Genomic DNA, 26,663 nt, shown 5'->3' on the forward strand with positions numbered 1-26,663 from the left:
GCCTCAATTCTGGAACTTCAATTTTACAAAAAATCGGTTAAAATGAAACCTATCCATTACATATCAGGATTAATACTTACAATTTTCATAGGACTACATTTGTCCAATCATTTTTACAGTATTATTAGTGCTGACAAGCACATCGAAGTAATGACGATGCTGCGAAATTTCTATCGTAACCCTTTTGTGGAAACAGTATTACTTTTTTCAGTATTCATTCAAATTATTTCAGGGATTTCACTTTTTAAAAGAAGCAGGAAAACTGCGATTACCGGCTTTGAAAAATTACATCTTTGGACAGGATTGTATCTGGCAATTTTTCTTACTATTCATCTTAGTGCCGTATTTACAGGACGGTTTTTTTTACATCTCGACACGAATTTTTATTTTGGCGTTGCCGGACTAAATTCCTTTCCGTTTAATCTCTTTTTTATTCCCTATTACGGCCTGGCAATCATGTCGTTTTTTGGACATATCGCTTCTGTTCACCATAAAAAAATGAAGTACCGTATTTTTTATTTGACACCAAACCAGCAGGCGAAGTCCATTCTTATATTTGGACTTGTCTTAACACTGTTGATATTTTATGGTTTGACAAATCGATTTCAGGGAGTTCAAATTCCAGCCGATTACAACATTTTAATCGGAAAGTAACAGGAGAAACCCGGTTGTAGAACCCATTATTCTCCTGACAATAATTTGTCTAATTTTTTCCTGGATTCCGGATTTTCTTTTATAGACAAAGTCTTTTTGAAATATTCGATCGCTTTTGATGTATCGCCAATTGCCAGAAAATAATCGCCATAAGAGTCGTAGACATTAAAACTTTCGGGATAATTGTCAACATTTAATTTAAATACCCCGCCGGCTTTGGTGTATTGCTTTCGCTGCAAAAGTTCATATCCCAGAGAGTTTATCACATTTTCGGGTGGGGAAAGCTTATAACCAAGCAATTTTGAAACTTCCTGATAATGTTTTTCGAATTTATTGACCAGGTCTACCCTCGGATCTGTAAGGTCTTTAGGAGCAAGTTTAAAACGATACTTGTTAAAAATGAAACGCAAAGCATCATATTCTGTAATTAAGGGTACAGATGCGTGGTCATCATTACTATAATATTTACTTTCATACCTTAACCCGTTCTGCTTTTGAGCTTTAATGTATTTATCCATATCAAGAATCGAACGGATATGCCTGGCATCACCAGAGGTGTCCTTCTGGACTTTATTGATATCCATGCCCTCATCCATGGTATTTGCAATTCCTACAAACAAAGCGGTACCTGAAAAATTTCTCTCTTTCAGAGATTTCTTCGCTGTATGTAAAAAATTCATTTTATCCCACCACATGCTTGGATCTATGCAAATGTAGGAGTTGAACAATTTTGTATGGTTTATGACCACATTCATCACTGTTAGGCCTCCAAATGAATGTCCGGTTAATATTTTGTAAGCTTGGGTTGGATATAGAGAATCAATATGTGGCATCAGTTCCTTTTCAATAAAGGAAACAAAACGTTCGCCGCCTCCTGATGTTTTTGCAAATGCACTATCGATAAAAGGAGGATCAGTATCCACATGTGTTGGCGTCAGGTCTCGGGTTCTGTCGGTATTTGGAATACCGACTACAATCATTTCGGGGATAAGAGTATTGCCATTTACCGAACTGAGTTGTTGAATCATGCCTACTACGGAATTAAAATGTGCGTCACCATCCAATAAATATAATACAGGGTATCGCTGTTTAGAATCAGCATTCCAACTACCTGGTACATGGATCCAGATTTTTCTTCGTTCGTTCAGAATTTTCGATTGGATGCTGTCAATTGTTCCAATGGTCACTTTATTGTCCATTTGAGCCAGCGCGCACAATGAAAAAAAAGCGGTAAGAAGAGAGAGAATTAATTTTTTCATCGTTTAGTTATGGTTTACAGTTAGGGATATTAATTTTATGAGATCTTCGATTAAAGATACTGAATTTCTTCTGGTAACATAATGGCATCAGTGAAATGGGTATCAAATCCCTTTGCGATACTTAAGATAAGGGTATAACAACTTACTGGCAATCCTCCTTGTCCAGGCCTGGGGAAAAAAAACCACATATCATTTCATTTTTACCCGGTAAAGTAGAAATAGAGGAGGTGTCCTTTAAGGCCAGTGCTTTGGTTCTGCCCGACTGAACAGTTTGTGGATAGATAAGAAAACGAAAGAGGCCCTAGCCAGGGTTGGCAGGACCTCAATCTTAAATTAACGCTCTCAGTAATTTACATACAATAAGCATGCCATAAATTAAAATATTAAATAATGCTTTTGGGGACTATTTACATACTTTATGTGAAGGAGAATGTCCTTAAGGCATTCTCTCTTTTACGGTTAATGCAGATTAAGTATTAGATATGCTGATGATTTTGAAAAAAAACTTAATACTTATCAGTTTTTAAGGAGCTACATTTGCTCAATCACTTGTAGCGTAAGTCATTATTGAGTTACCGGATTTTTTGAATTACGGAGTTTTATTTCATCGTTTATCGATTTTAATGAAATAAGTATTGGCAACCATGTGATAAGGAGCGGGATTAAAGCAACAAATAGGATCGGTTTGGCTTTAAGGAAGATTAATGTTAAAGTCGCCAACACACCCAATATTGCAAATGCGATCAAACAGGCCTTTATCGTTGATTTCCTGCTGACCAATTCATTTAAGCTTAATTCTGATAGTTTCTTCATTATGAGATTTATTTCTATAAAAGTGAATGTAAAAATATCTTTTAAAGCTACACAATAGTGTAATTTTTTGGTACCATTAAAACAAAGCCCTGTTAACATTAAGTTTCCAGGGCTTTATTTTTCGGTGGGTCTGTTGATCCCGCTGAGATTCGAACTTAATTATTCCCCATATAAACTAATAATGCTAACTGTGTTAGCGGTATAGTTTGAAACAATAGCATATTTACCATCAGGGCTCATCACTATGGATCCCGGAGACTGCCCTACATTAATGGTGATCGGAACCAACAAATTTGTAGATAAATCAATGATATTCACCGTTCCTTGTCCGGCAGTTAAACCGGAATAATTAGGTGCACCCGAGCTGTATAATGTGTTGTAATTCGAAACAAAGCCATAATACCCATCGGGAGTGATCGCAAATCCGGCTGGTTGAATCCCCAGTTCAATCAATCCAAACTGCGTTTTTGTTTCAAGATCTATAACACAGACCGTTGTCCCGTAAGGTGCAAAATTATTACTTCCGAAATTAGTGACGTATGCAAATTTACCGGAAGCATCAATCTTTATTGAAAATATCCCAAAGAGGAGAGGAACTTTTCCAAAGAAAGGAGATCCTCCTATAACATCAACAACAGTATTCGTAAGCGTTGAGATCTTTGACAATGTTCCTTGCCATGGTTCTCCATTTACATAGTTTGCGGTATAAACAAAATCACCTTTTGGATTAATCGCGATTGCAGACGGCGCTGCAGCTGGTCCATATTCATTTAAAGTGATTTCCTCAATAATTTTTTCACTTATTAAATCTACTACACTAACAGTATTACCAGATCCGGATGGAATTGCTGTACTTGCACCATAGTTGTTAACATAAGCTTTAGTCCCGTCAGGAGTAATTACCATGCCTGATGGCCCGTTAAATCCATCAATTGTTCCGGTAACTTTATTTGTTGCAGTGTCGATGATGCTAATTGTTGAAGCATTTGAATTGGTAACGTAAGCCTTGGTTTCATCTTTGGATAACGTTATGGTGTAGGGTTGATTAAATGTTCCGCTGGATATTGTTGAGATTGGCATCAAGGTCTTTAAATCGATCAACGTCACAGTATCGCTTCCAGCGATACCATAGTTATTCCCATTTGCCACATACAATTTAGCCGAATCAGATGTTATTGCCATTGCCGTAGGATTCACACCTACGTTAACAGTGGCAATCAATTTACTATTCAAAATAGTTTTTTGTTGGTTTTTAAGAGCGTTAATTTTGGTTTCTGACATTATAATTTTAGTCTAATTTTTCCTACTCGTATGGCTTTTCGGTATCGCCCCGTTTTTGAAATGGTTGCTGGTCTCCACTTATGTTATTGAATCAGACGGTCTGTTGCCGCCGCGTAGCATGTTGGTAGCAGGATTGACACAATTCTTCAAAAATGGTTGATTTTTCAGGTCTTGGAGCTCCGGTGGCTGCAAAGATTTCTGTCGGACAAAGCGGTTTGGTTGTAAGGTCAATCCCAGCGCTTCCTTCAAGCGAGGCCGGATTTTTTATACATACGGCTGGTATCTTCATCTTAGTTTAAATAGAATACTTATAGCCGACTACTGCGCAGAGTTTTACCTGTAAACAGGAACATAAGACATATCTTAACGAAAGAGAATCTTTTCGTTTGGATGTTAAATTTAGACTGAGGCGGTTAATCTAAGGCAATTTAGGAAATAAATCGAAAACTTGTAAAGCAAATGCTTTTTTTGATAACACGGTGTTCCAGAGGTTGTGTAGCGATCTTTAGATCTTCATTTGCTTCTATTACTTTTTATATAGAGGATGAAACTCATCTCGTTAGTGCGGGGGAAAGTCTTCATATTCCCAAAGAGACAAAACATCTGATCAAGAATGACACAGGAGAAGTCTTGAGCTTTCTGGTCATATCTGAACCCATGTCGCATGGAGATCGGGTAAATATTTAGTACTTGCTATCAAAAATGGAGATTTTTGCGTCTTGATGCAAAAATACTCCTTAAGCACTAATTTCAAGCTTATATCCCTTTCCGCGGATCACAACGATTTTGATATTTGGATCAAATTCCAGTTTCTTTCTAAGTTTTGAGATGAACATATCCAGACTACGCCCCACAATCACGCCTTCATCTTCCCATATTTCTTTTTGCAATCGGCTTCGCTCTATAGTCTCATTGGGAGAGGACGCGAAAATGTGCAATACACGGGTTTCCGTTCCGGTCAGGTCTATTCTCTCTCCATTTATGCTTAGCGTCCGCTTGTTCGTGTCGAACAACACTGAGCCCAAACTGAACATACCGGTATGCTGAGCGTCTGGCAAACTTCTTCGCGGCTTAACCGATCTGAAAAAAATAAAACCGACAAATGCCAGAAATGGCAGGCTGCCCAGAAGATATCCATTCTTTGCTGTGTTTATTCCTGTCGGTTTGAATTTAATGTTGATCATATAACATGCGCTGGGTTGCGTTCTTCCTATACAGGCAACAACATCATCTTTCTTATTTTTTGATATCGCATATCCATAAGCCACACTGGCATCGCCACAGTTCAGTACGTTCACCACATAATCACTTGCCAGCGGGTCTTTAGCTAACAAACGCTGAGTCGTATTTACCAGGGAGTCGGTTTGAAAAGTAAAGTTCTGCTCAAACCTGATCAGGTATTCATTCTCTGCAATTTTCTGTACCGGAAGCACCCTTGATGTGCTGTCGCCCGACTGTAAAAGGAGTTCGTGGCCGATCTTACGGAGCAACACTTCTTTCCTTGCCAGATCAAAATCGTCATTGTCCACCATGCTGAAGGCTGCGCAAATCACAAAGGAAAATGATAGCAGTAGGAGTACGTTAAGGTAATTCCATTTCCCGAAGAGGAGTTTTTGGCTGTTGCGCATAACGTTGACGTTTAATTTACAAAGTTTACATTTTAATTTACAATCCAGATTCCCCGCGCTGAAAGATATCAAAGTAATTTCGCTGAATCAAATTGATATCGTATGAAAAATAAGATATCCTGATCCCTGCAGCTATTATCAATATTAAATAAATGATGAAATACACACACCTATATGCGTTGTTCCTAATCTCTGTTTTTTGCAGCTCTTGTGGACAAAACCAAACAAATGTACCTAAGAATAATATCAAGTCCGAAACCGGGAATTCAATCACTTCCCAGGTGCCTAACACAATGGTTCGTAATATAAAAAAAGGCAGAAATGGCACCATTTTGATTGCTGCATCATTTAGTGGTGTTTTTCGATACGATGGAAAATCTTTTACCAATCTCACAGGTAAAATAGGTTCACGAAGATTCTGGGATGTTCTGGAAGACCGGCGCGGAAACCTTTGGTTCGCTTCTACTGATTCAGGTGTTTATCATTACAATGGGAAATCCTTTAAACATTTTACAACCAGGGAGGGACTGGCTAATAATCGTGTGATGTCTATTTATGAAGATAGAGCCGGCTTTATTTGGTTCGGTACCGGAACTGGGGTAAGTCGCTATGATGGGACATCTTTTCGAAATTTCACAACGAAAGAAGGACATTTGAATAATGACATCACTAAAATCATTGAAGACAAAACCGGGAAATTATGGATTGGCACAAGGGGAGAGGCCTTCGTTTATGATGGAAAAACATTTACCGCATTAGCCCATAAAGGAAAGACTTTTGAAAACGTTTGGGGTATCACCGAAGATAAAAAAGGCAATATCTGGCTTGGTGGCAATAATGGCCTCTGGCGCTATGACGGCCGTACATTTACTACGATAGCGCAGAGAGGTGCCTCTGCAATAATCGAAGATAAAAAAGGAAACATCTGGACTACCGGTGAAATAATACCCAACGGGGATTGGGCACTTAGCCGCTATGATCAAAAGTCCCTATACAATAAAACCCCCAGCATAACCGAAATAAAGTCAAAATATAAAGGAGGAAAAGGAATGCTCTGTGGGATCTTAGAAGCTAATGACGGCAGTATTTGGTATGGATCCTTTTTCGGTGTGTATCGTTACGATGGAAAGACCATCACAGACTTAAAAAGTAAAGAGGGTAAGCAATAGCGTGTATCGCTGATTTTAAAATCATTTGTCAATTATTATTAATCAATATTTATTTCTGTATTATGAACAACAAACTATCAATCACCTGCTTAATTTTAATCATTACTTCTCTGTTCTTCGGCTGTCGCGGACCTGTAAAAGAGGAAAACAAAAATAATGTATCGGCAAGCCTTGTATCCCCGGGAGACGTTACCGGTGATAAATATACCATTGATACGAAGGGAAGTGTTGTAACGTGGAAAGGTGCTATGCAAATCGGACCTAACTTTCATACAGGCTACGTCTATATATCAAAAGGAGAACTGATGATAGAAAACGGTGAGCTTGTAGGTGGTACAGCTGAAGTCGACATGAATACAATTGAAGATGAAACCCATGGGCGTAATAACGGACTGATTAAGCATTTAAAAGATCCTGATTTTTTTGATGTTAAGAGATTTCCCATTTCTATGATCGCAATTATCAGGGCCGAATCAACAAATGCAGCGTATAAAAAAATTACAGGAAATTTAACCATTAAAGGAGTCACACATCCGGTTACTTTTCCGGCCAAGGTAGAAGTTAAGAACGGAGTTGTCCAGGCGAATGGCAGGCTGGTCATCGACCGGACAAAATGGGATGTACGTTATAAATCAGGAAAGTTCTATGATCTTTTGGCTGATCAAACCATGTCGGATTCCATTGAATTCAATATGAAGATCGTAGCAAAGAAATAAGGAGTGTATCCCTGTACTTAATTTATTGAATCATTAACGTAATGATAATTTTGTTATGTGAATTAATCACTTATTTTTGCTGCACTGATTTTCAATAATATCACGCTTTTATTCTCCTTTTTTACGATAAGAATCTATGCTGCTGGCGTTTAAAAAACGATACAAAATGGAAGCTAATCATAATTTAAACCGTTTTTAAATGCTGCCGTCAAAAATGAAAACATTTTTTGTTTTACTAATATGGTCACAGTTATTAGGTTGTATTTCGGCATCTACAAAAAGAGGCCAGAATGATGCTCTGGTTGCAGTGCACAATATACCAAAGGAGTTATCGTCTGAAAATTATACGGAAAGAGAATATTTTCTGATTAACCAAAATGACACTTCAGGTTTTTCCTGTATCCTCTCTGAAAACAAGATTAGTAAATACCTTTCAATGCGTTTCGAATATTCACCAGATAGGAAAACAGCAACTTCCTTTTCATTAACAGATACGAGTGCAGTTTCTGAACATAAAAGTATAAAAAAGGCGTACAGAGAATTGTCTTATGAAGAGCAGCATAAAGAATTGAGATCTATTTTGAATTTCATTTCGAAAGATTATAAGATAAACAGACTAAAAGAAATTAAGATGTCTATGCGGTCATTTAAGAAATTATCGCTGAGTATTACCAGAAAATATCTTGATCAGTTTGGGGAAAAAATTGATTATAAAAGTAACGAAAGGCTAAAAAAACTGATCGAAGAATCAGCGTTTACGGCCGATATAAACAAGACTTTATCCTTCTATTCCATCGTGATTGATAAAATTTCCGTTCTTGAGTTTGTTTATTACTCCCCACAGGATGATGTAATTGAAGAAGATATCGCAAGAGGAGAATTAGGAGGTAAAAACCGGAAACATATTATTGATGGTATGATAAAATTCGACGTAAGGGCATTGCAGTTTAACTAAAAATTTATCTTATTCTTGCAATTCAAAAAAACACAACAAACTTAATTAACGCAATCTTAATAACATGAAGTTACCCAATATCACTTTATACCATTTATTCATTTTTCTTTTTTCATTAGGTTATAATAACCTGTGTTCTGCCCAAACTTTTGACCGTGGTGAAGCTATTAACGGCCCTGGTTTTGGATATGCCCCTGTTGAAACTTTTGATGCCGATCGTGATGGTGACCTGGATATTTTATCTTTTCCATATCTGTATTTTAATGACGGTCATGGCAGAAAAGAAAAAATGATTGTCATAGGAGATAGTAAAAAAGAATACGAAAGCTATAGTATTGAAGATATTGACGGTGATAAAGATAAAGATATTGTAGTATTATATAAAAATGGAGATATAGCAGTCTTTATTAATGACACCAAGGGTTTTAATAAGAAAGAGCAAAAAAATAAAGTAACTTATCTTCCGTCCGAGTACGCAAAATTGTATTTATATGACGCCAATGCAGACGGTATTTGTGACATTATTATTTCTGGCCTGAGAGGGGTTCCAATTGCTTACACCGGCTCTAGTAATCAGCAATTCACTTATTTTAATGCCTTCAATGGATCTTTTCCCCGTTTAAGTGATGTACTGGGAATTGATACGAATAAAGATGGCATTCAAGAACTGCTGGTGCCTGATTATTCAAATAGAAAAGGAGGGAAGGTTCCCCTGAATGTTTATTCTTTCAAAGGCAATAAATATGTAATTATCGAGACTATTCTTCTATCAAGTGCCGGAATAACTAATATGAAGTTAATAGATATGGATAAAGATGGGGATCAGGACCTGGTGTATTCAGATGGTTATTCAAATGATGGTATATTTTGGATAGAAAGAAATAGTAAAGGTGGTTTTGGGAAAACCCATACCTTAATTAGTCCGCTTGACCTGGAGGATTTTCAACTTGGAGATTTTGACTCAGACGGAGACCTTGACCTGGCATATTTTACTCAGCAAAACCAATACACCTTCATCAAGTGGGCTGAAAATAAAGGGAAAAACGTCTTTGTCAAAAGTCAGAAAAGCTTATTGCCAAATATCAAAGAATCTCAATCATTTGTTTTCGAAGATTTCGACGGCGACAAGATAAAGGATGTTCTCTTTTATGAAGACGATAAAGAACAAATCAGGCCACGATACACCATAGCCTTACAGCAAAAGAACAATCAGATAAAAGAAAAGAACACCTGGTTTATAAAATCTAATTGTTCCGGCTTTGTTTTGACTGATTTGGATAAAAATGGGACTAAAGATCTTGTGGGGTATTACAACAATGAGTTGTTCTATATTTTAATAGATAACAAGGGAAAGTATTCTAAACCGGTAGAATTGTTAAAAAGTCCATTTAAAATTGAAAACCTGAAATGTGCCGATATTGACAATGATGGAAAAGATGATTTGCTGATACGTTCCGATGATCGGGACAATGGAAAACTGGGATGGTATAAAAATGAAGGAGGTCCGAAATTTAAGCCTTTTAGCGTTATTCACAATGAAAAAGAAAGGCTGATTAGTTTTGAAGTTTTAGATTATGACAACGATGGGAATAAAGATGTGGTTGTAAATTACTGGAACGACAAAACCCGTGGTTTTTATATTTATAAAAATACCGGAAAGGGTATTTTTAGCAAGACCCGAACTATGGTTACAGAAACCACAGATTCATTTCCTGTTCTCGATGTATGTGATGTGAATGGAAACAAGATCGACGACCTCATCGATCACGGATCAGGAAACTGGTTCAACTATATTGGAAATGAAAAATGGGAGAAACGACCTAGTCCATTTCAGGATCGGTTTATTAATGGCCTTTATAAGGCAAAACTGGATAACAATGATTCGCCAGACTACCTGGTGCTTTCAAGTGGTAAGCTCAAATGGTTGGAATATAATAATAAGGAACAATGGCAAGATAAAGCGCTCCAAAATGATTTTGGAATTAATATGCTAAGAGTTGGAGATATCAATGGAGATGGATACGATGATCTGATCTGTTTGGCAAATAAATATACCTTAGCGGAAGGATATAATAAAGACATAGCTTTTAGCTATAAATATTCAATCGTCTGTTTGCTCAACGATAAGTCAGGGAATTTTACACCAAAAACTTTATTCCCCGTTTCAGATTTAACTAATATTGAACTGCAGGATATTGATAATGATGGTGATCTTGATATTGTAACATCTGGCAGCCAATGGCCTGCAGGTGGTATTACTGTATGGAAAAATTTACGCATTAAATGATAAGAATATGAATACCGGAAGGTATAATTTTAGCTGCCTAAATAGAATATATTGATCTTTTATTTGCTTATTATCTATTATATTAACGCTAGATGTTTAATTGGCTCTTCAGTAAGAAAAAATTTAAGCCTGTTCTATCCAAAGTGGATGATTGGAAGGAGCTGGAACTGAGCGCACTTTTCGATGATCTGAATATGGTAAGTGCTGCCCTCGGGCAAACTGATGATACTCACATTGAGTTTATCGCTTTTAAGGATTGCTTTATCGAGGAACTGGAAGAACTTGAATGGGCGAACTACCCTGATTTTTCTAAGGTCTGGTTGTGGTTCAGTCCGGATGGAAATTGGGACAGGTTGATGGGAAGGAGAGGACTTGAGCTGGGGAAATCCATTTACAAAAGAGTCGATCGCTGGAAGCGCAATCAGGATTTTCTGCCGGGCAGTATCGTTTGTTTAAACGGAGAATATGGTGTAGTGTTACAGGATTTTGAAGGTGGGCTTTTTGGTTTAATCAGATGGGATACAGATAGGCCTCAGGATACGGAAGACTGGCGTGGGATATGGTCTAACTTTGTGACCATGGGCGGAAAGGTATTAGAGGAATATGAGTTTAGATTTATCAATATCGATGGTAGTTTAAAACGGAATCTGGAAATGGAGAACAGGAATCTGGACATCTTTAAAGAGGAGATTCCCTGGCTTTTTAAGCCGGGTTTAAAGATGCTGTTTAACGAAGAAAGTCCGAGGTTGAGCGAAGAATTTAAATCGATATTTCCAGTATTGACCACTCTAATTCAAAAGGCAAGAGCCAGGTGTCTTGAAATTAATGGTGTTAATTACCTGCTTTTCGACTGGGAAGGAAAAAGCGACAGGATCTGTGGTTGGCTCAATAGCGTAGAGGATCCGGAAAGCTATTCCGGTGAGTTGAGTGCTGAACATGAGGTACTGGTACGATGCATTGGAGGAATCAAGGAAAACTTTGGCTTATCTGCTTCAGCATTGAGCGATAACCAGGAGTGGATGTTTCTTGGATCGGAATGTTCTCTTGGGCTCCGGGATTATGAGGGTTATTATGAAATGAGGTGTGAAGAAACAGGTTTCGATCAAATTGATAGCTCGAATTTTATGGTTTTTGCGAAAGAGGCTAACGGTGCACAGATGATGTATGACGGGAAGAATGGAAAAGTTTATTTGTTTTCCCATGACCACAGCTTTGATAACGTAACATTTCTGCCAGGGCAGCCTGAATATACCTATCATACCATTAATGATGTAGAGACATTTGTAGATTATGTGGAAATGCTGGCTGAGCAGTGGCTAAAGAATATCAAATAATACGGCCAAAAAAAGATTATAAACAGATATTTTCTGCTTCGATCAGATATTGATTTTTAAATTTTATAGGGTACATTATTCTTCATAAATGCATCTATTACTACAGTATTCAGTTCATTAGGCAGAGAATGTCCCATTCCTTCGATTTCCATAAAATGTGCATTCGAGATTGAATTGGCGATGTCTTTGCCACAGGCCGGGGGAAATATAGAATCTTCTGATCCATGGACTACTAATGTAGGTGTTTTGATTTTTTGCAATTGATTTAAATCGTAAGATGTTAATGTCATTGCACAAATTTGGCCTAAAATATTGGCTGACGGTGCCCTTTGCAAGTCTTTTAAAATATTTTCTTTTTCTTCCTCTATGTTAATTGGAAAACGGCTTCCCGCTATGGCCTTAACAAATTCCAGCCGCTGACCTAAATATAAATCCAATTTTTCTTTAAAATCAGGCATTGGACGAAGCATTAACTCCATTACTTCGGCTTTGGGCTGGGGTAAAGTTGGATTTAAAGAAGTTGACATAATAATCGTTAAGCTTTTTATCCTTTCTGAAAAATCTGAAGCGATGATTTGTGCAATTACTCCACCTAAAGAACGACCCACTACATGCACTTTTTCGACTTTCAATTCGTCCAATAGAGAAATAACATCATTAGCCATATCTACCAATCTGTAAGAGTTTTTTGGATATTTTCCCAGTTGCAGAAGGCCTACCAGTTCAGTCACATTCTTTATGTCATATTCAATAAAACTAGATAAACCTGAATCTCTATTGTCAAAACGAATTACTCTAAATCCTTTATCTACGAATTCCTGACAAAATGAATGGCTCCAACTCGTCATTTGACTTCCTAATCCTGAAATCAACAATACAGTTTCAGAATTTTCTCCCCCCATAACATCATAGAAGAGGTCAATTTTATTTAGCTCGGCAATCGGCATTTTTTAGGGTTTTAATAATGTTCAATCTTTCTTTTCAACAAGCTTTCAGACACAGCCTGTTTCATTTTACTCAATTCTTTTTGATGGTCAAAAAATGGATTTTCATTTTCTCTTAGTACTTCAAGCATCTCGAAGCTGAACAAATCTTCCCCAAAGGTGTTCCAGTCATATTGGAGTTCAGTATTTTCAAATTGCCCGTGTTTCAACATAAACTTGGTTTTATTAATCCAGGCCTCTGCATTAAGGGTAGGTTTTAAAAATACTTTTCCATTTTGACTATTTCTTATAGCAAGAATCCCCATCACTACTTTTTTGTTTTCAAAGTCTTCTCTATATTTCTTTTTTACCTGTTTATCCATTGTATTTTAATTAAACTTTGCAATCAAATCGTTTAAAACATCCAGCAGTATGCCTTGATTTTTCTTTTTCAACGATGAAAAGATTTCTTCGGCAACTTCTTCGGCGGTTATTTTAGCTTCTTCAAAAATCTGTTCACCAACGTTAGTTAATACCGCATAGCTTACCCGTGCATCCCTGGTATTGGATTGACGATCGACCAAACCTATTTTCTCCATCGGAGCAAGTAACCTTGTAATTCCAGATGCAGTAATACCCATTCTATCCGCCAGATCAATTCTCCGACATTGGTTGTTAGGGCTATTTTTCAAAAGATAAAGTATGATGAAATCGCTCAGGCCCAGACCATGAATATTCAGTTTATCAAATTTTTTTGAAAGAATTGCTTGAGTTTTTATAATAGCTAAAGCTGAATTTAAGTTTTCACTAATCATTGAAAAGTATTTGAGTTGTCAAGTTATTACAAACATAGTTTTTTTATTTTGATACCCAATATATTTTGTGATTTTGTTTACATCTGAGAATGATAAGTGAGTCTGTTTACTTATACAGATCGTTTTGAGCAGGAGATGTGAGACATTCTCACATCTCCATATTATCCAAACAATTTTCTAAGGAAACCTGTTGAAGATTTTTTATTTGCCTGTGCAGTTATGAGATTCTCTCTGGCCGTTTTCATTTCATGGTATCGCAATGCATGCTCCAGATTTTCTATAGCATCATCATACTGTTCCATATCCAATTGAGCGGTCCCCATATGTTCGTATATCTCGCCAATTACATCTCCTGTTATACCCTCCTGATTAACTAAAGCCTGTAAGGCCAGTTTCGCATAGTGTATGGTACGGTCGTTTTCACTTAGGTGATAAGCACAGTGCAATACCCAGTAATAACACCAAAAATCCTGATTTCCGGCAGCTATACTCTGTTCGAGGCTTTCTAATGCATGCCCGGTATTCTGAATATGTACAATCTGCATATAACCCAGGTTATAAAAGGCTACCTGAACAGACCTGTCCATTCCTTTTTCTGAAGCGAAATGAATGGCATACTGGTAACATTCCTCTGCTTTTTCGAAATTACCAGCTTCTATAAATGTATTGGCTCTGCTGATGAGTATGCTTGGGTTATCGGGCATTTTTTCCAAAAGCTGATCGGTGTTCTCAGAAGTTGATTCATGCGGATGCTTTATGCCTAAAGCATTTTCGGCTTTAGCTTTATAGATAAAGAAATTGGTAAAACAACGTATCACTTCCTGCTCCTGAGTAAAGGGATCTGAAGGATCCAGGGTGTAATATACCTCGAGTCCCAGGTTTATCCATTCAAGTGCTTCTTCATAGCTTTTTAACTCCATGCAAGCGTTACAGATATGATCTACTATATTGAAATAGGTCAATAAATCCATTTCCTCAGCATACTCATCAATCAGCCGTGTACCGTCTTCAATGATATCTTCTATATGCCCGGCCTCAACATGAGCGCCAAACCTGTTCTGCAGAATATACAAGAAACTACTGTAGTCCATACCCTCTGTGGTAATGGCAATAGCGCTTTCGTACTGGCCCTGCATTATTGCCTCTTTGGCAAAGTTGTTACAGCACATCGAAAATGTATGTGGGTCGTAATTGAGCAAATCACCGTTTTTCTCTACAACTGCGCCCCGGTAAAGCTTGTAGGCATGCGAATAGCACGCTCGTTTCAGGGCAGTCAATCTTTCACTTTGTACAGCCGGCATGCTTGCGTGCCATTCCAAAAGGCGGTTGATCTCTACACCGGCATTATAGGCTTCCATGGCAGTATCGCTCTCTGGCTGTATTTTTAGGGCAGAAAAATCGGGTTCATTAGCCCCTTTGTTGAGTATGTTAAACAGGCGTATCTGCAAAACAGGAGAAGGAGCAAGTTGTGCAGCCTTTTCGTAATATTTTGTTGCAGCTTCCCAATCATCCAACCAATAAAGTGCAGATCCTGCATGCCGGTTGCAGTTGTAATGATCAGGGTCTATTTTGATCCCCAGCAGGCTCCATTGTACACATTGTATCAGTGCTTCTTCGCGGTTGGCATTAAAAACATCGTTATTGTCTAAGGCAATAAGTCCTAATATTGCACACAGATCAGGACTTGGCGATGCCTCGTTCAGCTTATTAACCTGTTCAAAAATCTCCTTCAATTCGTCCTCATCTGTAGGCATACAGTTGCCCTGGATCCAGTTTTTGGCAGCTAAAGCATAATTACCCTGCAACAATGCTTCCTTTGCCTGTAATTCTATTTGTTCTCTCATCATGTAGTTGTTTTAAGGTTTCGATAAATTCGTAAACCCAAATTCTCAGGATAGGTTATTCTATTTTTAATTTGTTATACACCTCCAATTTGGCCGTTAGCGCAGTAGAAACTGCTTTCAATCATTTTCAAATCTGTAGATGGCAAGCCCAATAGGGCTATAAGTTCGCTTTGTTTCATTGTTTTGAATGTTGATGAAATATCTCATCTAAGTTTTACACCATCAACAACCAGTTCTTTGCAGCTCAAATTCATGAAAGCCGTACTGTAATCGCCCGTAAGCTGGTCGTTCATCCCGTCCATCACTATCCCTTTGAGTTCAATTTTACGGGTAGGCAGCTTGTGATAAGTATCCGTTGTAATAACTTCAGCATCAAGTTTTGCTTTGGTTTCTGTAAACGCTTTTAACAGGGGGATGTCTAAGCGTTCAAAACTGATGACAACATAACAGGATTTGTAATCGTCTACACTAGCAGACTTCGCAGTTTCATCTGTAGAAACAGCGGCTATCGGCTTATTGTAGGATAGAGAAAAGTTAATCAATTTTGAAACAACGCGTGTTGTACCATTGCTTACAACGAATTGCATTTCCATCCGTTGGTTATCGGCTTGCTGTGCGCTGGCAGACATAAAGGTTGCGCCTGTTAACATAATGGCGCAAATCAGGGTTTTGAATTTCACAAAAGTAATCATAGATGTATTTTTTTATTGAGTAATCTTAAAGATTTGTTTATCGATATTTTAATTCAATTTGCATTTGGGGTACCTGGCTTTGTATTTGGTAAATTCAGTGCTAAAAGCAGAAGTGAATGGCTAAAATTAACGGGCATCTTACAACACCCTCTTCCAACTTCTCGCCTCCTTTCACTAAATTGCGCCTTTTATTTAACCTGATGGAAGGATCTAATCATACCCACTTGTTTCGGTTATTGCTATTGTTTATGCTACCCATTAGCCAGGTATGGGCGCAGCAAAGTACAGCTATAGAAAAAAAAGCCAAACAAGGCTATGCCAAGCGATTTACCGATACGCTTGCCAGCCTGCAAACACAACGCGAAGCACTTCAACTTGCGCAAAAAGAACGCAACAAACCAGACGAGGCCATTTGTTATGCCTACCTGGCCATGACTTACCGACGTTTATTACACCTTAAAGAATTTACCCGTTATGCCGAAAGATCATACGACATTGCAAACCAAACGCAAAACAACAGGGCTACTGCCTATGCCAATTGGGCAATGGGTTTGCTGCGATCTTATATCGACGACCGATCCGGAGCATTAAACTATATGCTAAAAGCATACAGATTGTTTGAACAACTACACGAATACGAACATTGCGCCAAATTAGGCTCAGATATATCGTACCTGTTTTCGTCTGGTGCCCAGGCCAAAAAATATGCTGACGAAGCCCTTAGCTATGCCGAAAAATCAGCAGATCCCGAAAGCATCCTACACGCAAGGCTGGCAGTGGGCAGCTACCTGTCCGACGATCTGTCGTCAGGAAAACAGATTACCTGGCAACACGTTCTTGAGTTTTTTAAGCAAAGTATTGCCTTAGCCGAAAACGCCGGAGACCGCATTATAAGCAAGAGCAACATCGGCATTGCACACATCAACCTGGCCGTGCTTTATATGAATGGCCCAAAACCCATTAACGAACAGGCTTTCCTGGTTAACCTGCAAAAAGCCACCAGTATTGGCCAAAAGTATAGTTTGCGCAACATATACAGAAGTTCGTTGGGTTTGCGGGGTCAGTTTTTTGTCCAAAAAGGACAGTATCGCATTGCAGAAAGCCTGTTCAAAGAAGGTATCGCTTATCAGCACACGCTCCCATACAAAGACAACGATCTTTTTGCTACTTTTTACGGTTGCCTGAAAGACCTCGCTGCCCGGAGGCGGGATTACGAATCTTACTATGAATACGACAAACATTATAGCAAATACAATAAGTTAAAGTACGATGAAAACATGCAGCAAATATTGCAAAATACGGATGCCATGTTTGAATCCGAGAAAAAGCTTTCCCGGATCAGTCAGCTAGAAAAGGAAAACAAACTTCAGAAAAAAAATAAACTCCTAAGTTATGGAATATCAGCCGTGTTACTTATCGGCCTCATTTTCATATACCGGTCTTACTACTACAGGCAGCGGTATTACCAAAATAGGGAAGAGGTACTGCAGCAACAACAAGCCAACAGCGAGCTGAAGGTAGAGTTAATGGAGCGGGAAACATTAGAAACCCTTGCCGAAAAAATTGCACTCGAAAGGAGACTACTCCAGTCGCAGATGGATCCTCATTTTATTTTCAACCTGTTAGGCAGTATACAAAGTATGATTCTTCAAAATGATCGTATAATCGCAGTATCCTATTTGGGCAAATTTGCCAAACTAACCCGGCAGGTACTTGAACAATCCCGTATGGAGCATATTACCTTAGAAGAAGAGATAAGTACATTAAAAAACTATATCGAATTACAGCAACTGCGATTGAATAACAGCTTTGACTATCAAATCGACTATAAGGATGATCTCGACGCTGGCCTCCGTATACCACCGCTCCTCATTCAACCTTTTGTAGAAAATGCAATCGAACACGGCCTGAAACCATTTTCAGATACGCGACGCGGACTACTGGATATATACCTGCGTTGGGATCGGGATCTTAACATTTTGGAGTGCAGTATCCTTGACAATGGAATTGGTCTCGAAGAATCAAAAAATCGAAAAACAGACACCAAACACCATTCGCTATCGACCAAAATAACGGACGAACGGCTGGCACTTATGCTTGAGCATAATCCGCACATCGGCATGGAAGTGATTAACCGCAACCCAAAAACCGAGACTTCCGGTTGCCTGATTAAACTACGTATCCCCATTATTTGAAAATTATGTACAAAACGATTATTGTAGAAGACGAATACCACCTGAGAGAAGCGCTCTCTATTTTATTAGAAATTGTAGCCTCCGATAAAATACAGATTGTGGGTTATGCCGAAAATGCTGACGAAGCGATCAAAATTATTGACAGGTTAAAACCTGACTTGGTTTTTATGGATATTATGTTGAGAAGAGGTACCGGATTTGATATTCTACATCAAATTGCACATAAAAAATTTCATCTGATATTTACCACAGCCTACGAAGAGCATGCCATACGCGCCTTTAAGTTTAATGCCATTGATTACCTGCTTAAACCCATAGACGCTGAAGAGTTGAAAGATTCAATTGAACGCATTGCCGAACGGCAGCAACAATTTATATTAGAGACCCAGCCCAGCCAACTTGCTTTGAACCCTGGGAAAATGCCCAAACGAATTGTACTGCCCACACAGGAAGCTATGCACGTTGTCAAAATCGACGACATTATTCGCTGCGAAACCTCGGGTTCTTACACCACTTTTTTTTTAACGAATGAAAAGAGAATTATAGTCTCCAAAACCTTGAAGCAATACGAAGAAATTCTTTTGCCACCACATTTTTTCAGAGTACACCAATCTCATCTTATTAACACCCACTATATCATCAGCTACTCTAGGGAAGGGATGGTACAAATGTCAGATCAGGTTTCTATACCCATTTCAAGATCAAATAAAGAAGCGTTTTTCAAACTCATGAAAGATTAAAGATCAACATAGTAGAAATAACTCGCCAAACACCAAAAAGCCAAGGGATTTTAACAGGTAATCACGACCGTCAATTCCATTGTTCGTCGATGAAGGAGGTAAAAGCTCGTAAATAGAAACGTTGAGTATATCTGCAATTAAATACAGGTGGCTGGCCTTAGCCTCTGTTTTTCCCCGTTCAATTTTAGAATAAGCTGCTTGTGATATACCCATAGAGTAGGCTACAGCATATTGTGATATTTTTTTAGATTCTCGAATATCTCGGATGGTCTCTCCAATTCTTTTCATAACAATTTTGTTACTCTAAAAATAATGGATTTAAACAACAATTACAAAAATGAAATTATAACCTGTAGTTGTTGTAACAGGATAATAGCTAATCTAAATTAGACTATGCAAAGTTCTCGAGAAACTAAGTATGTAATTAACAGAAATTTTAACCTAATTTAAAACAAGATGAAAACATTAAATTTAGAACAAATGGAAGTGATTGAGGGTGGCAAATTTTGGGGTACTGGATATAGTTCTTCATGGGAAATGGACCCTAATTGCGCATCTGGATGGGCTGTTGTTGGTTATAAAGAGTACTGGGTGCTTGGAATTAAAGTAAGTAGTGAAGAAGATGGAAGATTTTGTTACGAAGGGGTAAGCTAAAGTAAAAAGTCATGGTTTTAACCATGGCTTTAAAATTATTATAAAAACATTTATTTACCTATCAATGTTTTTTGCGGGGTTAAATTGTTATAAGGTTAATGTACAATTTGGAATTGAGGTATTGCAATGAAAGAAAATAGAAGCTTGAATTATTCTACAAAGGCATTATTGATTTTTCTTTTGCTTCTGATAACTGCCCTCTTAATTAATTTCATTGGTAATAGCTGGCTTTATGGAATTAAACATAGCAATGATAAAGAGAAGTTGGCTGTGTCTGTTTTTAACTTTAAGAGTGCATTGTTCTTAGCTTTTCAATTAACCAAAACTATTTTAGTTGTAAGTCTATTGCTAAGTGCATTATTAAAATTAATCAATGTAAAAATACATTTTACCCGAATACTATATGTTGTAATATCTGCTGAATTTATATTTATTTTACAAAGTATATTTGATTTGGTTTGGGTTTTTAGCCACAAAGAACAACTTACAATTACTGAGATTATTGATTTCCAATCTTTTTCCATTTATAATCTCCTTAAAAACGTTCCTTCATATCTTTTTTATGCTGCTACAACAGCGAATTTGTGGGAAATTTTATACATGATGATCTTGGCTTATCTTCTAAAAGAAATGCTGAACCGCTCAATGTTACAATCATTTGGCTTGGTAATTTTATCTTATGGGCTTCCGTTACTGCTATGGTTAATATTTGCAACATTTATTCAGATTAGTAATGCTTAAAATGAAAAAGAACATCCTGTATTTTGCAATATTCCTCTTGTTAGGCACAAGTGTATTTATGCTCACAAAAATTGTAAAGAAACAGCAATATTTAACCAATATTATTGCAACTAAACAAACCTTACCCAATTTTACTTTTTACAATTTAGATAGTATTGCTACAACCAATAATTTTATACCAAAAGACAAACCTATTTGCATTTTCTATTTTAATGCAGATTGTGAACATTGCCAGTACGGGGCAAAAGAGATAAACAAAAATATAGTGCTATTTAAAAGGACTCAAATTGTAATGGTAAGCTTCAATTCCATACAAGAGATTAAGCAGTTTAAAAAAGAATACAACCTCATCTATCCCAATATTACTTTTTTGCAAGACCCTAAGCACGAGTTTAAGCAGTGGTTTGGTAAGACAAATGTGCCCGCTGTTTTTATTTACAATTCAAAACACGATTTAGTAAAAGAATACCATGGCGAAACTAAAATAGAAGCCATTACAAAACATCTGTAAAAACTTATTTCTTGTTCTTAGTTCAATTCATAATAACCAATAAAATGGATAGGCAGTAATTATGTTGCCTAATATTTTAAAAACACCTATCTAAAAATGCTTTCCACAAACACCATAAAAAAAACGTTTACCCTACAGCAGGACCAAAGTGATTGTGGAGTTGCTTGTCTGCTCTCTGTAGTTAGGTATCACCAAGGTATAAATACCTTAGAAAAACTACGTGAGTTAAGCGGGACAAACATAACCGGTACTACTTTATTAGGTTTGTATCAATGTGCCAATAAAATTGGTTTTACTGCCGAAGCTTTTGAAGCTGATATATCTAACCTTAAAACATTAAATGAACCTAGTATTTTACATGTTGTGATAGGGGGCAACCTACAGCATTATATAATTTCTTACGGTTATGATGCTTATTCAGGGATATTTATTATCGGTGATCCTGCCAAAGGTTTAATCGAACTAAATGAAACTGAACTTGAAAACATTTGGCAAAGCAAAGCCCTGCTACAGCTCAAACCCAATAACAGTTTCGTATTTAAAAATGAGCAACAAAATGCCAAATGGCTTTGGTTTAAACAATTAATCAAAGGTGACCTAAATATCTTAACAATAACTATGGTGTTAGGCGTGCTGGCTACAATTTTAAACTTAGCTACAGCTATATTTTCTCAGAAACTAATCGATAAAATATTGCCATCCGGAGATCAGCAAAAGTTAATAATCAGCTTAATTCTATTGTTTTTAGTCTTATTGATTAGAGCAGGCCTAAGTTTTATGCGTCAGCATTTTCTATTATTGCAAAGCAAAGATTTTAATAATAGGATAGTTGGCAGTTTCTTTAAAGCATTAGTTCATTTGCCCAAATCTTTCTTTGATAGCCGTAAAACAGGAGACATGATAACAAGGATGAACGATACTGCCCGTATTCAGAAAAACATTGCCTATATTTCCGGCTCCGTATTTATTGATATCATTATCATATTAACCACTTCCTTTTTCCTGATCAACTATTCATTAACAATTGCGTTGGTTACATTTTCCTTTATACCAATTGTGGCATTAGTTATATTAAGTTATACCAAACCCATAAAAAAACATCAATCGGCTGTTATGGCAGCCAGTGCATTAAACGAGAGCAACTACATAGATACCATTAATGGCATCATGGTAATTAAAGCGCATAGTCAAGAAAGCCTATTTACAAACAAAATAAATTCAGTTTATGGTAACTTACAAAATCAGTCTTTTTCATTGGGTAAATTGGGTAACCGTTTTGCCATAACCACAGATATAATCAGTGTCGTTTTAAGTACTGTGCTAATTACCATAGCCTCGTTTATGGTGCTCAGCAAGCAACTAAAAGTAGGGGAAATGATGGCTATTATCTCTTTGGCCGGCACCTTGATTCCTGCCGTGGCCAGGCTTTCGCAAATTAATTTGCAATTGCAGGAAGCTAAGGTTGCCTTTGATAGAATGTACGATTTCACTTCGATTAAGCCTGAATTTGATAAGCAGGAGATTACTTTTATTGATTTTCAAAGATTAGACGTTAAAAATATTTCTTTCCGCTTTGCCGGCCGTAAAGCAATTTTAAACAACATTAGTTTTGAGATTAGCAAAGGTGAAATGATTGCTATCCTGGGAGAAAGTGGCTGTGGTAAAAGCACAACAATAGCAATTTTGGAGAAATTTTATCAGGCAGAAAAGGGAGAAATATTGGTAAATAATATACAGATCGAATGTATATATACCCCAACCTGGCGTAATATTGTAGCCACCGTACCACAAGAAATAAAGTTGTTTAATGGCACCCTAATAGAAAACATCGCCATTGGAAATACCCAAGAAGAGGTCTTAGCAATTGTAAATTTTTGCAATGCAAAAGGTTTTGACAAATACTTTGAAACAATGCCCCAGGGCTATTTCACTTTAGTTGGCGAAGAAGGTATCAATTTATCAGGTGGGCAAAAACAACTAGTGGCGTTGGCAAGAGCCCTATATCGCAAACCCCAGGTGTTATTGTTAGATGAAGCTACTGCCGCAATGGACAGAAATACTGAAAAGTTTATTCTACAGCTGTTAAATCAATTAAAAAATGAAATGGCCATTGTTTTGATTACGCATAAAATGCAGACTGCTAAAATTGCTGATAGAATTTACGTAATCGAAAATGGTATAATTACAGCTAATGGTACGCCTTCAAAATTACTTGAAACTAATAATTTTTTTAGCCAGTTAGTCGCTGATGCGATGGTTTAATCTTTGTTCTATTATAAAATATCTCATCATATCCAGCTTATTTTAGTTTGTCAAACTCTACCCATTCATATTCTGGTGAGCTTTCCAGTAGTTGCCTGAGAATGGAACCATGTCCATTTCCAAATATGACCAAAATCCTATCTTTAGGACTTTCGGTTATTTCTTGGAGTTAACATCCACTGTAATTCACTTATCAATAAATAAATCTAAATCAAACTCAAAAAAAATGGAAAATGAAGAAAAAGCGGATCTGCACACAGATCTGGGAGCCGCTCCGGTTGGAGGAACCATTCAGATTGGAACTGTTGTAGCCTATTTAGGCACGTCTGCACCACAGGATTGGTTGTTATGTAACGGCGCGGCAATACCCGCGCAATACGGACAACTAAAAGCCTTGTTTGGGAGTAATACGCCGAATTTAGCCGGACGTACGTTAATAGGGACGGGAATCCCGTCTAATACAACGCAAAACGATGGTACGACGCCAAACTTCGACGCCGCAAATAATTGGCCCATGAACTATACCGGCGGTGAATATAACCAAACTCTTAACATCCAGCAAATTCCCTCACACCAGCACTTTGGCTGGGGCGAACATGGCGGGAACAACTGGGGTGTTTCCGGCTACTCAAGCGGTCAGGGCTATACAGGAAGTCATAATACTGACAGCGACAATAGCCTCTTTGGATCAACCTTCGCAGGCGGCCAGTATGCAGAGGCAAATCCGGCGGTGCCAACAATTTCAGTAGACAATGGCTCCGTCGCCGGAACCGCACCGGGTACCACCGCATCCCACAACAACATGCAGCCCTATTATGCCGTAAATTATATTGTATATGCCGGTACTAATTAATTCTAACGAATTATTTTTTTAGCCCATTACCCTTTATTAAATCAAGTTATCATGTAAAAAAACAGCCCTCAATACGTTCACCGGGCTTTGCAATTTATCAGACGGAACAGATATAATCCCCACAGCCAGGTTTTACAGCCTACGATAGATTTGACCACTTATGACGATTACCCCGGAATGATAAAGACGTCAATATCGCTGGATCGGGCAGGGATTCCGCTATCCGCGATTTATTGCATATTTTTATATATCCCGTAAAAGCAAAAAAACCTGCAAATCAAATGATTGCAGGTTTTTAATTTTCCTTTGTATTTTTTCTGGTGATCCCGCTGGGGTTCGAACCTAGTCAGAAAAATAGCGATTAGACAATATCTGGATAGGTTTTAAAATTCAACTCCCCGAATCACGCACCTTTTATTTAATACATTTAGCCGCAAATGCTATCTTCTAATATACCAATATGTATATTCATAAACAAACAAAATATATTAAAAAAAACTTTTCAGTTAACTACTTTTTCGTGAAAATTTTTCAAAGCATCAGGGTGTAATTTAATAGCTATACAGTATCAATTGGATACCTCGAATGGCAGTGACATACCAATTTCGTCTACAAGACGATAGCTAAATCTTGGCTAGTATTCTTGCGAATAAACAATATAACATATTGATCGTCGGGCTTATTGTTGTTATTTCTCTTGCCGAATTGAAGATCAGAAATTGATCAATCGTTTGCGTTGAAATTACTAATGTTTGTTTTGTACCTTCATTTCATTATTTTAAATTAAGCGTTGTCTTGGCTTAACCTAGTTATTATTGTCCGAAACAATTTGCAAACAAAACTATTAAATTAAAAATGGATTTACAGATTAAAGTGATTACGAACTATAGTAATGAAATAAAAAATTCAGTTGAGCATTTACTGAAATTATTACAAGGTAGCGACAGCGGTATCTCCGATCACAAGTTGAGAGAAATAATAGCGTCTGAGAACAGTTATCTTTTTCTCGCTGCTAATGCCCAAGATGTATGTATGGGTATGTTGACGATAGGAATTTATCAGTCGCCAACTGGCAAGAAAGCTTGGATTGAAGATGTTGCCGTTGATGAATTTTTTAGAGGACAAAGTATAGGTGAGAATCTAATAACATTTGCTATCCAGTTCGCCAGGCGGCATAATGTGGATGTTTTAAACCTAACATCATCTCCTGCTAGAGTCGCAGCTAATAATTTATACAAAAAAGCCGGTTTCCAACCAAAGGAGACCAATGTTTACAGAATGGTTTTAAGTACCGATTCTTATGCTTAGACTTGAAACTTTCCCGAAAATAGATGCGCATTTTCACTCGACTTTTTATGATCCTTTGTATGAAAAAATAGCGAACGATTATCATGTAAAATACATCAATATCAATACAAATGCAGGTGTTTTCCCTAGTATGGAAATTCAGGAAAATGTGGCTTTTGCATATGTTAAAAGAGCTCCTGTGCACTTCGCCTATATTGCCAGTTTTGAAATGCAAGGTTGGGAGAACCCGAATTGGTATCGCGATGTATTCGAGCGCTTAAAAAAATCGATTGATCAAGGAGCAGTTGGTGTTAAAATCTGGAAAAATATTGGAATGGAGATATTGAAACCTGATGATCAATCATATTTAATGATTGACGATCCATTTTTTGACCCGCTCTTCGTCTATTTAAGTAAAAATAAGATTCCTGTGCTCACACATTTGGGAGAACCGAAGAATTGCTGGTTACCTATTGAAGAAATGACCTCTGAGCGAAATAAGGCCTATTACATCAAAAATCCGGAATTCCATGCATATTTACATCCTGAGATTCCCACATATAAACGTCAGATAGATGCAAGGGATTATTTAATTACTAAATATCCGGATCTGACATTGATTGGTGCTCATCTGGGAAGTTTAGAATGGAGTTATGAAGAGCTTGCCAAACGTTTTGATCAATATTCTAACTTTTACGTTGATTTATCTTCGCGTTTAGGACATTTGCAGATGCAGTCCGTTAACGATTATGAGGGAGTGCGTAATTTTTTTATTAAATATGCTGATCGCATTATGTATGGAACGGACGCCTATAACAATCCTGAGAAACTGACAAGCTCTCTAATTAATGACTGGAAGTATTTCACAACAAACAAACAATGTGAATCCATAGAGGTAAATGGTACATTTAAGGGGATTCATCTACCAGAGGAGGTGCTTTATCAGCTTTATTATATCAATGCGCAAAGCATATATCCTGGCCTTAACGTTGAAATCCATTCTTGAATAATCTGTTTAGCTATATATAGCTTTTGATACAAAATGCCCCA

At 37.4% G+C, this 26,663-nt stretch carries 27 protein-coding genes; 16 read left to right on the top strand and 11 right to left on the bottom strand.

Features of this window, described 5'->3' with window-relative positions; all coding sequences use genetic code 11:
* Positions 1-42: 42 nt before the first annotated feature.
* Positions 43-654, top strand: coding sequence for a hypothetical protein (locus tag DBR43_RS27195; protein ID WP_124586488.1), 612 nt, complete (start codon positions 43-45; stop codon positions 652-654).
* 26 nt (positions 655-680) lie between these two features.
* On the opposite strand, the gene DBR43_RS27200 is transcribed toward DBR43_RS27195, so the two are convergent.
* The 3 genes from DBR43_RS27200 to DBR43_RS27210 form a co-directional block, all read right to left on the bottom strand.
* Entirely contained in the window at positions 681-1,913 is a 1,233-nt protein-coding gene (locus DBR43_RS27200; RefSeq protein ID WP_124586489.1) for an alpha/beta hydrolase-fold protein, read from the bottom strand.
* Positions 1,914-2,477: 564 nt separating this feature from the next.
* Positions 2,478-2,726, bottom strand: coding sequence for a hypothetical protein (locus DBR43_RS27205; protein ID WP_124586490.1), 249 nt, complete (start codon positions 2,724-2,726; stop codon positions 2,478-2,480).
* A 159-nt stretch (positions 2,727-2,885) separates the two neighbouring features.
* Complete coding sequence (locus DBR43_RS27210; protein ID WP_124586491.1) at positions 2,886-4,007, bottom strand: YncE family protein; 1,122 nt, start codon at positions 4,005-4,007, stop codon at positions 2,886-2,888.
* Between the two features lie 459 nt (positions 4,008-4,466).
* Between DBR43_RS27210 and DBR43_RS33545 the strand changes: the two genes are divergently transcribed.
* On the top strand, positions 4,467-4,694 hold the full coding sequence (locus tag DBR43_RS33545) for a cupin domain-containing protein (protein ID WP_124586492.1): 228 nt from the start codon (positions 4,467-4,469) through the stop codon (positions 4,692-4,694).
* A gap of 50 nt (positions 4,695-4,744) precedes the next feature.
* Here DBR43_RS33545 and DBR43_RS27220 read toward each other — a convergent pair whose 3' ends face one another.
* On the bottom strand, positions 4,745-5,635 hold the full coding sequence (locus DBR43_RS27220; protein ID WP_124586493.1) for a winged helix-turn-helix domain-containing protein: 891 nt from the start codon (positions 5,633-5,635) through the stop codon (positions 4,745-4,747).
* Positions 5,636-5,928: 293 nt separating this feature from the next.
* Between DBR43_RS27220 and DBR43_RS27225 the strand changes: the two genes are divergently transcribed.
* The 5 genes from DBR43_RS27225 to DBR43_RS27245 all read left to right on the top strand — a co-directional run bounded on the left by DBR43_RS27225 (position 5,929) and on the right by DBR43_RS27245 (position 12,096).
* Complete coding sequence (locus DBR43_RS27225; protein WP_233603236.1) at positions 5,929-6,804, top strand: two-component regulator propeller domain-containing protein; 876 nt, start codon at positions 5,929-5,931, stop codon at positions 6,802-6,804.
* A 62-nt stretch (positions 6,805-6,866) separates the two neighbouring features.
* Positions 6,867-7,520 (top strand): YceI family protein, encoded by a 654-nt coding sequence (locus tag DBR43_RS27230; protein WP_124586494.1) that lies wholly within the window; start codon positions 6,867-6,869, stop codon positions 7,518-7,520.
* 214 nt (positions 7,521-7,734) lie between these two features.
* On the top strand, positions 7,735-8,475 hold the full coding sequence (locus DBR43_RS27235) for a hypothetical protein (RefSeq protein WP_124586495.1): 741 nt from the start codon (positions 7,735-7,737) through the stop codon (positions 8,473-8,475).
* Positions 8,476-8,539: 64 nt separating this feature from the next.
* Positions 8,540-10,762 carry an FG-GAP repeat domain-containing protein gene (locus DBR43_RS27240; RefSeq protein ID WP_124586496.1) on the top strand — a complete coding sequence of 741 codons (2,223 nt, stop codon included), beginning with the start codon at positions 8,540-8,542 and terminating at the stop codon, positions 10,760-10,762.
* A gap of 92 nt (positions 10,763-10,854) precedes the next feature.
* Positions 10,855-12,096, top strand: a complete 1,242-nt coding sequence (locus tag DBR43_RS27245; RefSeq protein ID WP_124586497.1) for a hypothetical protein — start codon at positions 10,855-10,857, stop codon at positions 12,094-12,096.
* 56 nt (positions 12,097-12,152) lie between these two features.
* On the opposite strand, the gene DBR43_RS27250 is transcribed toward DBR43_RS27245, so the two are convergent.
* From DBR43_RS27250 to DBR43_RS27270, 5 genes are all read right to left on the bottom strand, one after another.
* Positions 12,153-13,043: an alpha/beta fold hydrolase gene (locus DBR43_RS27250; protein WP_124586498.1), complete on the bottom strand. Its 891-nt coding sequence runs from the start codon at positions 13,041-13,043 to the stop codon at positions 12,153-12,155.
* 11 nt (positions 13,044-13,054) lie between these two features.
* Positions 13,055-13,402 carry a GIY-YIG nuclease family protein gene (locus tag DBR43_RS27255; RefSeq protein ID WP_124586499.1) on the bottom strand — a complete coding sequence of 116 codons (348 nt, stop codon included), beginning with the start codon at positions 13,400-13,402 and terminating at the stop codon, positions 13,055-13,057.
* A gap of 6 nt (positions 13,403-13,408) precedes the next feature.
* Entirely contained in the window at positions 13,409-13,834 is a 426-nt protein-coding gene (locus DBR43_RS27260) for a MarR family winged helix-turn-helix transcriptional regulator (RefSeq protein WP_124586500.1), read from the bottom strand.
* A 161-nt stretch (positions 13,835-13,995) separates the two neighbouring features.
* Complete coding sequence (locus tag DBR43_RS27265; RefSeq protein WP_124586501.1) at positions 13,996-15,681, bottom strand: tetratricopeptide repeat protein; 1,686 nt, start codon at positions 15,679-15,681, stop codon at positions 13,996-13,998.
* Positions 15,682-15,881: 200 nt separating this feature from the next.
* Entirely contained in the window at positions 15,882-16,370 is a 489-nt protein-coding gene (locus DBR43_RS27270) for a hypothetical protein (RefSeq protein WP_124586502.1), read from the bottom strand.
* Between the two features lie 116 nt (positions 16,371-16,486).
* On the opposite strand from DBR43_RS27270, the gene DBR43_RS27275 reads away from it, so the two are divergent.
* Positions 16,487-18,565 (top strand): sensor histidine kinase, encoded by a 2,079-nt coding sequence (locus tag DBR43_RS27275; protein ID WP_233603238.1) that lies wholly within the window; start codon positions 16,487-16,489, stop codon positions 18,563-18,565.
* Positions 18,566-18,570: 5 nt separating this feature from the next.
* On the top strand, positions 18,571-19,305 hold the full coding sequence (locus tag DBR43_RS27280; RefSeq protein WP_124586503.1) for a LytR/AlgR family response regulator transcription factor: 735 nt from the start codon (positions 18,571-18,573) through the stop codon (positions 19,303-19,305).
* Between the two features lie 3 nt (positions 19,306-19,308).
* Here DBR43_RS27280 and DBR43_RS27285 read toward each other — a convergent pair whose 3' ends face one another.
* Positions 19,309-19,593 carry a helix-turn-helix domain-containing protein gene (locus DBR43_RS27285; protein WP_124586504.1) on the bottom strand — a complete coding sequence of 95 codons (285 nt, stop codon included), beginning with the start codon at positions 19,591-19,593 and terminating at the stop codon, positions 19,309-19,311.
* Between the two features lie 168 nt (positions 19,594-19,761).
* On the opposite strand from DBR43_RS27285, the gene DBR43_RS27290 reads away from it, so the two are divergent.
* The 4 genes from DBR43_RS27290 (at position 19,762) to DBR43_RS27305 (ending at position 23,473) form a co-directional block, all read left to right on the top strand.
* Positions 19,762-19,959, top strand: a complete 198-nt coding sequence (locus DBR43_RS27290) for a hypothetical protein (RefSeq protein WP_124586505.1) — start codon at positions 19,762-19,764, stop codon at positions 19,957-19,959.
* 126 nt (positions 19,960-20,085) lie between these two features.
* Positions 20,086-20,700 (top strand): hypothetical protein, encoded by a 615-nt coding sequence (locus DBR43_RS27295; RefSeq protein ID WP_124586506.1) that lies wholly within the window; start codon positions 20,086-20,088, stop codon positions 20,698-20,700.
* 1 nt (position 20,701) lies between these two features.
* The gene (locus DBR43_RS27300) at positions 20,702-21,211 is read left to right on the top strand and encodes a peroxiredoxin family protein (RefSeq protein ID WP_158622609.1); all 510 of its coding nucleotides are present in this window, start codon (positions 20,702-20,704) and stop codon (positions 21,209-21,211) included.
* A gap of 96 nt (positions 21,212-21,307) precedes the next feature.
* Positions 21,308-23,473, top strand: coding sequence for a peptidase domain-containing ABC transporter (locus tag DBR43_RS27305; protein ID WP_124586508.1), 2,166 nt, complete (start codon positions 21,308-21,310; stop codon positions 23,471-23,473).
* Positions 23,474-23,510: 37 nt separating this feature from the next.
* Here DBR43_RS27305 and DBR43_RS33550 read toward each other — a convergent pair whose 3' ends face one another.
* On the bottom strand, positions 23,511-23,633 hold the full coding sequence (locus DBR43_RS33550; protein ID WP_410522661.1) for a DUF5694 domain-containing protein: 123 nt from the start codon (positions 23,631-23,633) through the stop codon (positions 23,511-23,513).
* 66 nt (positions 23,634-23,699) lie between these two features.
* On the opposite strand from DBR43_RS33550, the gene DBR43_RS27310 reads away from it, so the two are divergent.
* The 3 genes from DBR43_RS27310 to DBR43_RS27320 all read left to right on the top strand — a co-directional run bounded on the left by DBR43_RS27310 (position 23,700) and on the right by DBR43_RS27320 (position 26,619).
* Entirely contained in the window at positions 23,700-24,326 is a 627-nt protein-coding gene (locus DBR43_RS27310; RefSeq protein ID WP_158622610.1) for a phage tail protein, read from the top strand.
* A gap of 855 nt (positions 24,327-25,181) precedes the next feature.
* Positions 25,182-25,634 carry a GNAT family N-acetyltransferase gene (locus DBR43_RS27315; RefSeq protein WP_124586510.1) on the top strand — a complete coding sequence of 151 codons (453 nt, stop codon included), beginning with the start codon at positions 25,182-25,184 and terminating at the stop codon, positions 25,632-25,634.
* Positions 25,627-26,619, top strand: a complete 993-nt coding sequence (locus DBR43_RS27320) for an amidohydrolase family protein (protein WP_124586511.1) — start codon at positions 25,627-25,629, stop codon at positions 26,617-26,619. Before DBR43_RS27315 ends, DBR43_RS27320 begins: the two co-directional genes overlap by 8 nt.
* Positions 26,620-26,663: the final 44 nt, after the last annotated feature.

The organism is Pedobacter sp. KBW06 (assembly GCF_003852525.1).
Classification (GTDB): domain Bacteria; phylum Bacteroidota; class Bacteroidia; order Sphingobacteriales; family Sphingobacteriaceae; genus Pedobacter.

Bases quoted from the DNA above. Each gene is read 5' to 3' on its own strand.
- DBR43_RS27195 (WP_124586488.1), top strand. From the start codon at position 43: ATGAAACCTATCCATTACATATCAGGATTAATACTTACAATTTTCATA.
- DBR43_RS27200 (WP_124586489.1), bottom strand. From the start codon at position 1,913: ATGAAAAAATTAATTCTCTCTCTTCTTACCGCTTTTTTTTCATTGTGC.
- DBR43_RS27205 (WP_124586490.1), bottom strand. From the start codon at position 2,726: ATGAAGAAACTATCAGAATTAAGCTTAAATGAATTGGTCAGCAGGAAA.
- DBR43_RS27210 (WP_124586491.1), bottom strand. From the start codon at position 4,007: ATGTCAGAAACCAAAATTAACGCTCTTAAAAACCAACAAAAAACTATT.
- DBR43_RS33545 (WP_124586492.1), top strand. From the start codon at position 4,467: ATGCTTTTTTTGATAACACGGTGTTCCAGAGGTTGTGTAGCGATCTTT.
- DBR43_RS27220 (WP_124586493.1), bottom strand. From the start codon at position 5,635: ATGCGCAACAGCCAAAAACTCCTCTTCGGGAAATGGAATTACCTTAAC.
- DBR43_RS27225 (WP_233603236.1), top strand. From the start codon at position 5,929: ATGGTTCGTAATATAAAAAAAGGCAGAAATGGCACCATTTTGATTGCT.
- DBR43_RS27230 (WP_124586494.1), top strand. From the start codon at position 6,867: ATGAACAACAAACTATCAATCACCTGCTTAATTTTAATCATTACTTCT.
- DBR43_RS27235 (WP_124586495.1), top strand. From the start codon at position 7,735: ATGAAAACATTTTTTGTTTTACTAATATGGTCACAGTTATTAGGTTGT.
- DBR43_RS27240 (WP_124586496.1), top strand. From the start codon at position 8,540: ATGAAGTTACCCAATATCACTTTATACCATTTATTCATTTTTCTTTTT.
- DBR43_RS27245 (WP_124586497.1), top strand. From the start codon at position 10,855: ATGTTTAATTGGCTCTTCAGTAAGAAAAAATTTAAGCCTGTTCTATCC.
- DBR43_RS27250 (WP_124586498.1), bottom strand. From the start codon at position 13,043: ATGCCGATTGCCGAGCTAAATAAAATTGACCTCTTCTATGATGTTATG.
- DBR43_RS27255 (WP_124586499.1), bottom strand. From the start codon at position 13,402: ATGGATAAACAGGTAAAAAAGAAATATAGAGAAGACTTTGAAAACAAA.
- DBR43_RS27260 (WP_124586500.1), bottom strand. From the start codon at position 13,834: ATGATTAGTGAAAACTTAAATTCAGCTTTAGCTATTATAAAAACTCAA.
- DBR43_RS27265 (WP_124586501.1), bottom strand. From the start codon at position 15,681: ATGATGAGAGAACAAATAGAATTACAGGCAAAGGAAGCATTGTTGCAG.
- DBR43_RS27270 (WP_124586502.1), bottom strand. From the start codon at position 16,370: ATGATTACTTTTGTGAAATTCAAAACCCTGATTTGCGCCATTATGTTA.
- DBR43_RS27275 (WP_233603238.1), top strand. From the start codon at position 16,487: ATGGCTAAAATTAACGGGCATCTTACAACACCCTCTTCCAACTTCTCG.
- DBR43_RS27280 (WP_124586503.1), top strand. From the start codon at position 18,571: ATGTACAAAACGATTATTGTAGAAGACGAATACCACCTGAGAGAAGCG.
- DBR43_RS27285 (WP_124586504.1), bottom strand. From the start codon at position 19,593: ATGAAAAGAATTGGAGAGACCATCCGAGATATTCGAGAATCTAAAAAA.
- DBR43_RS27290 (WP_124586505.1), top strand. From the start codon at position 19,762: ATGAAAACATTAAATTTAGAACAAATGGAAGTGATTGAGGGTGGCAAA.
- DBR43_RS27295 (WP_124586506.1), top strand. From the start codon at position 20,086: ATGAAAGAAAATAGAAGCTTGAATTATTCTACAAAGGCATTATTGATT.
- DBR43_RS27300 (WP_158622609.1), top strand. From the start codon at position 20,702: ATGAAAAAGAACATCCTGTATTTTGCAATATTCCTCTTGTTAGGCACA.
- DBR43_RS27305 (WP_124586508.1), top strand. From the start codon at position 21,308: ATGCTTTCCACAAACACCATAAAAAAAACGTTTACCCTACAGCAGGAC.
- DBR43_RS27310 (WP_158622610.1), top strand. From the start codon at position 23,700: ATGGAAAATGAAGAAAAAGCGGATCTGCACACAGATCTGGGAGCCGCT.
- DBR43_RS27315 (WP_124586510.1), top strand. From the start codon at position 25,182: ATGGATTTACAGATTAAAGTGATTACGAACTATAGTAATGAAATAAAA.
- DBR43_RS27320 (WP_124586511.1), top strand. From the start codon at position 25,627: ATGCTTAGACTTGAAACTTTCCCGAAAATAGATGCGCATTTTCACTCG.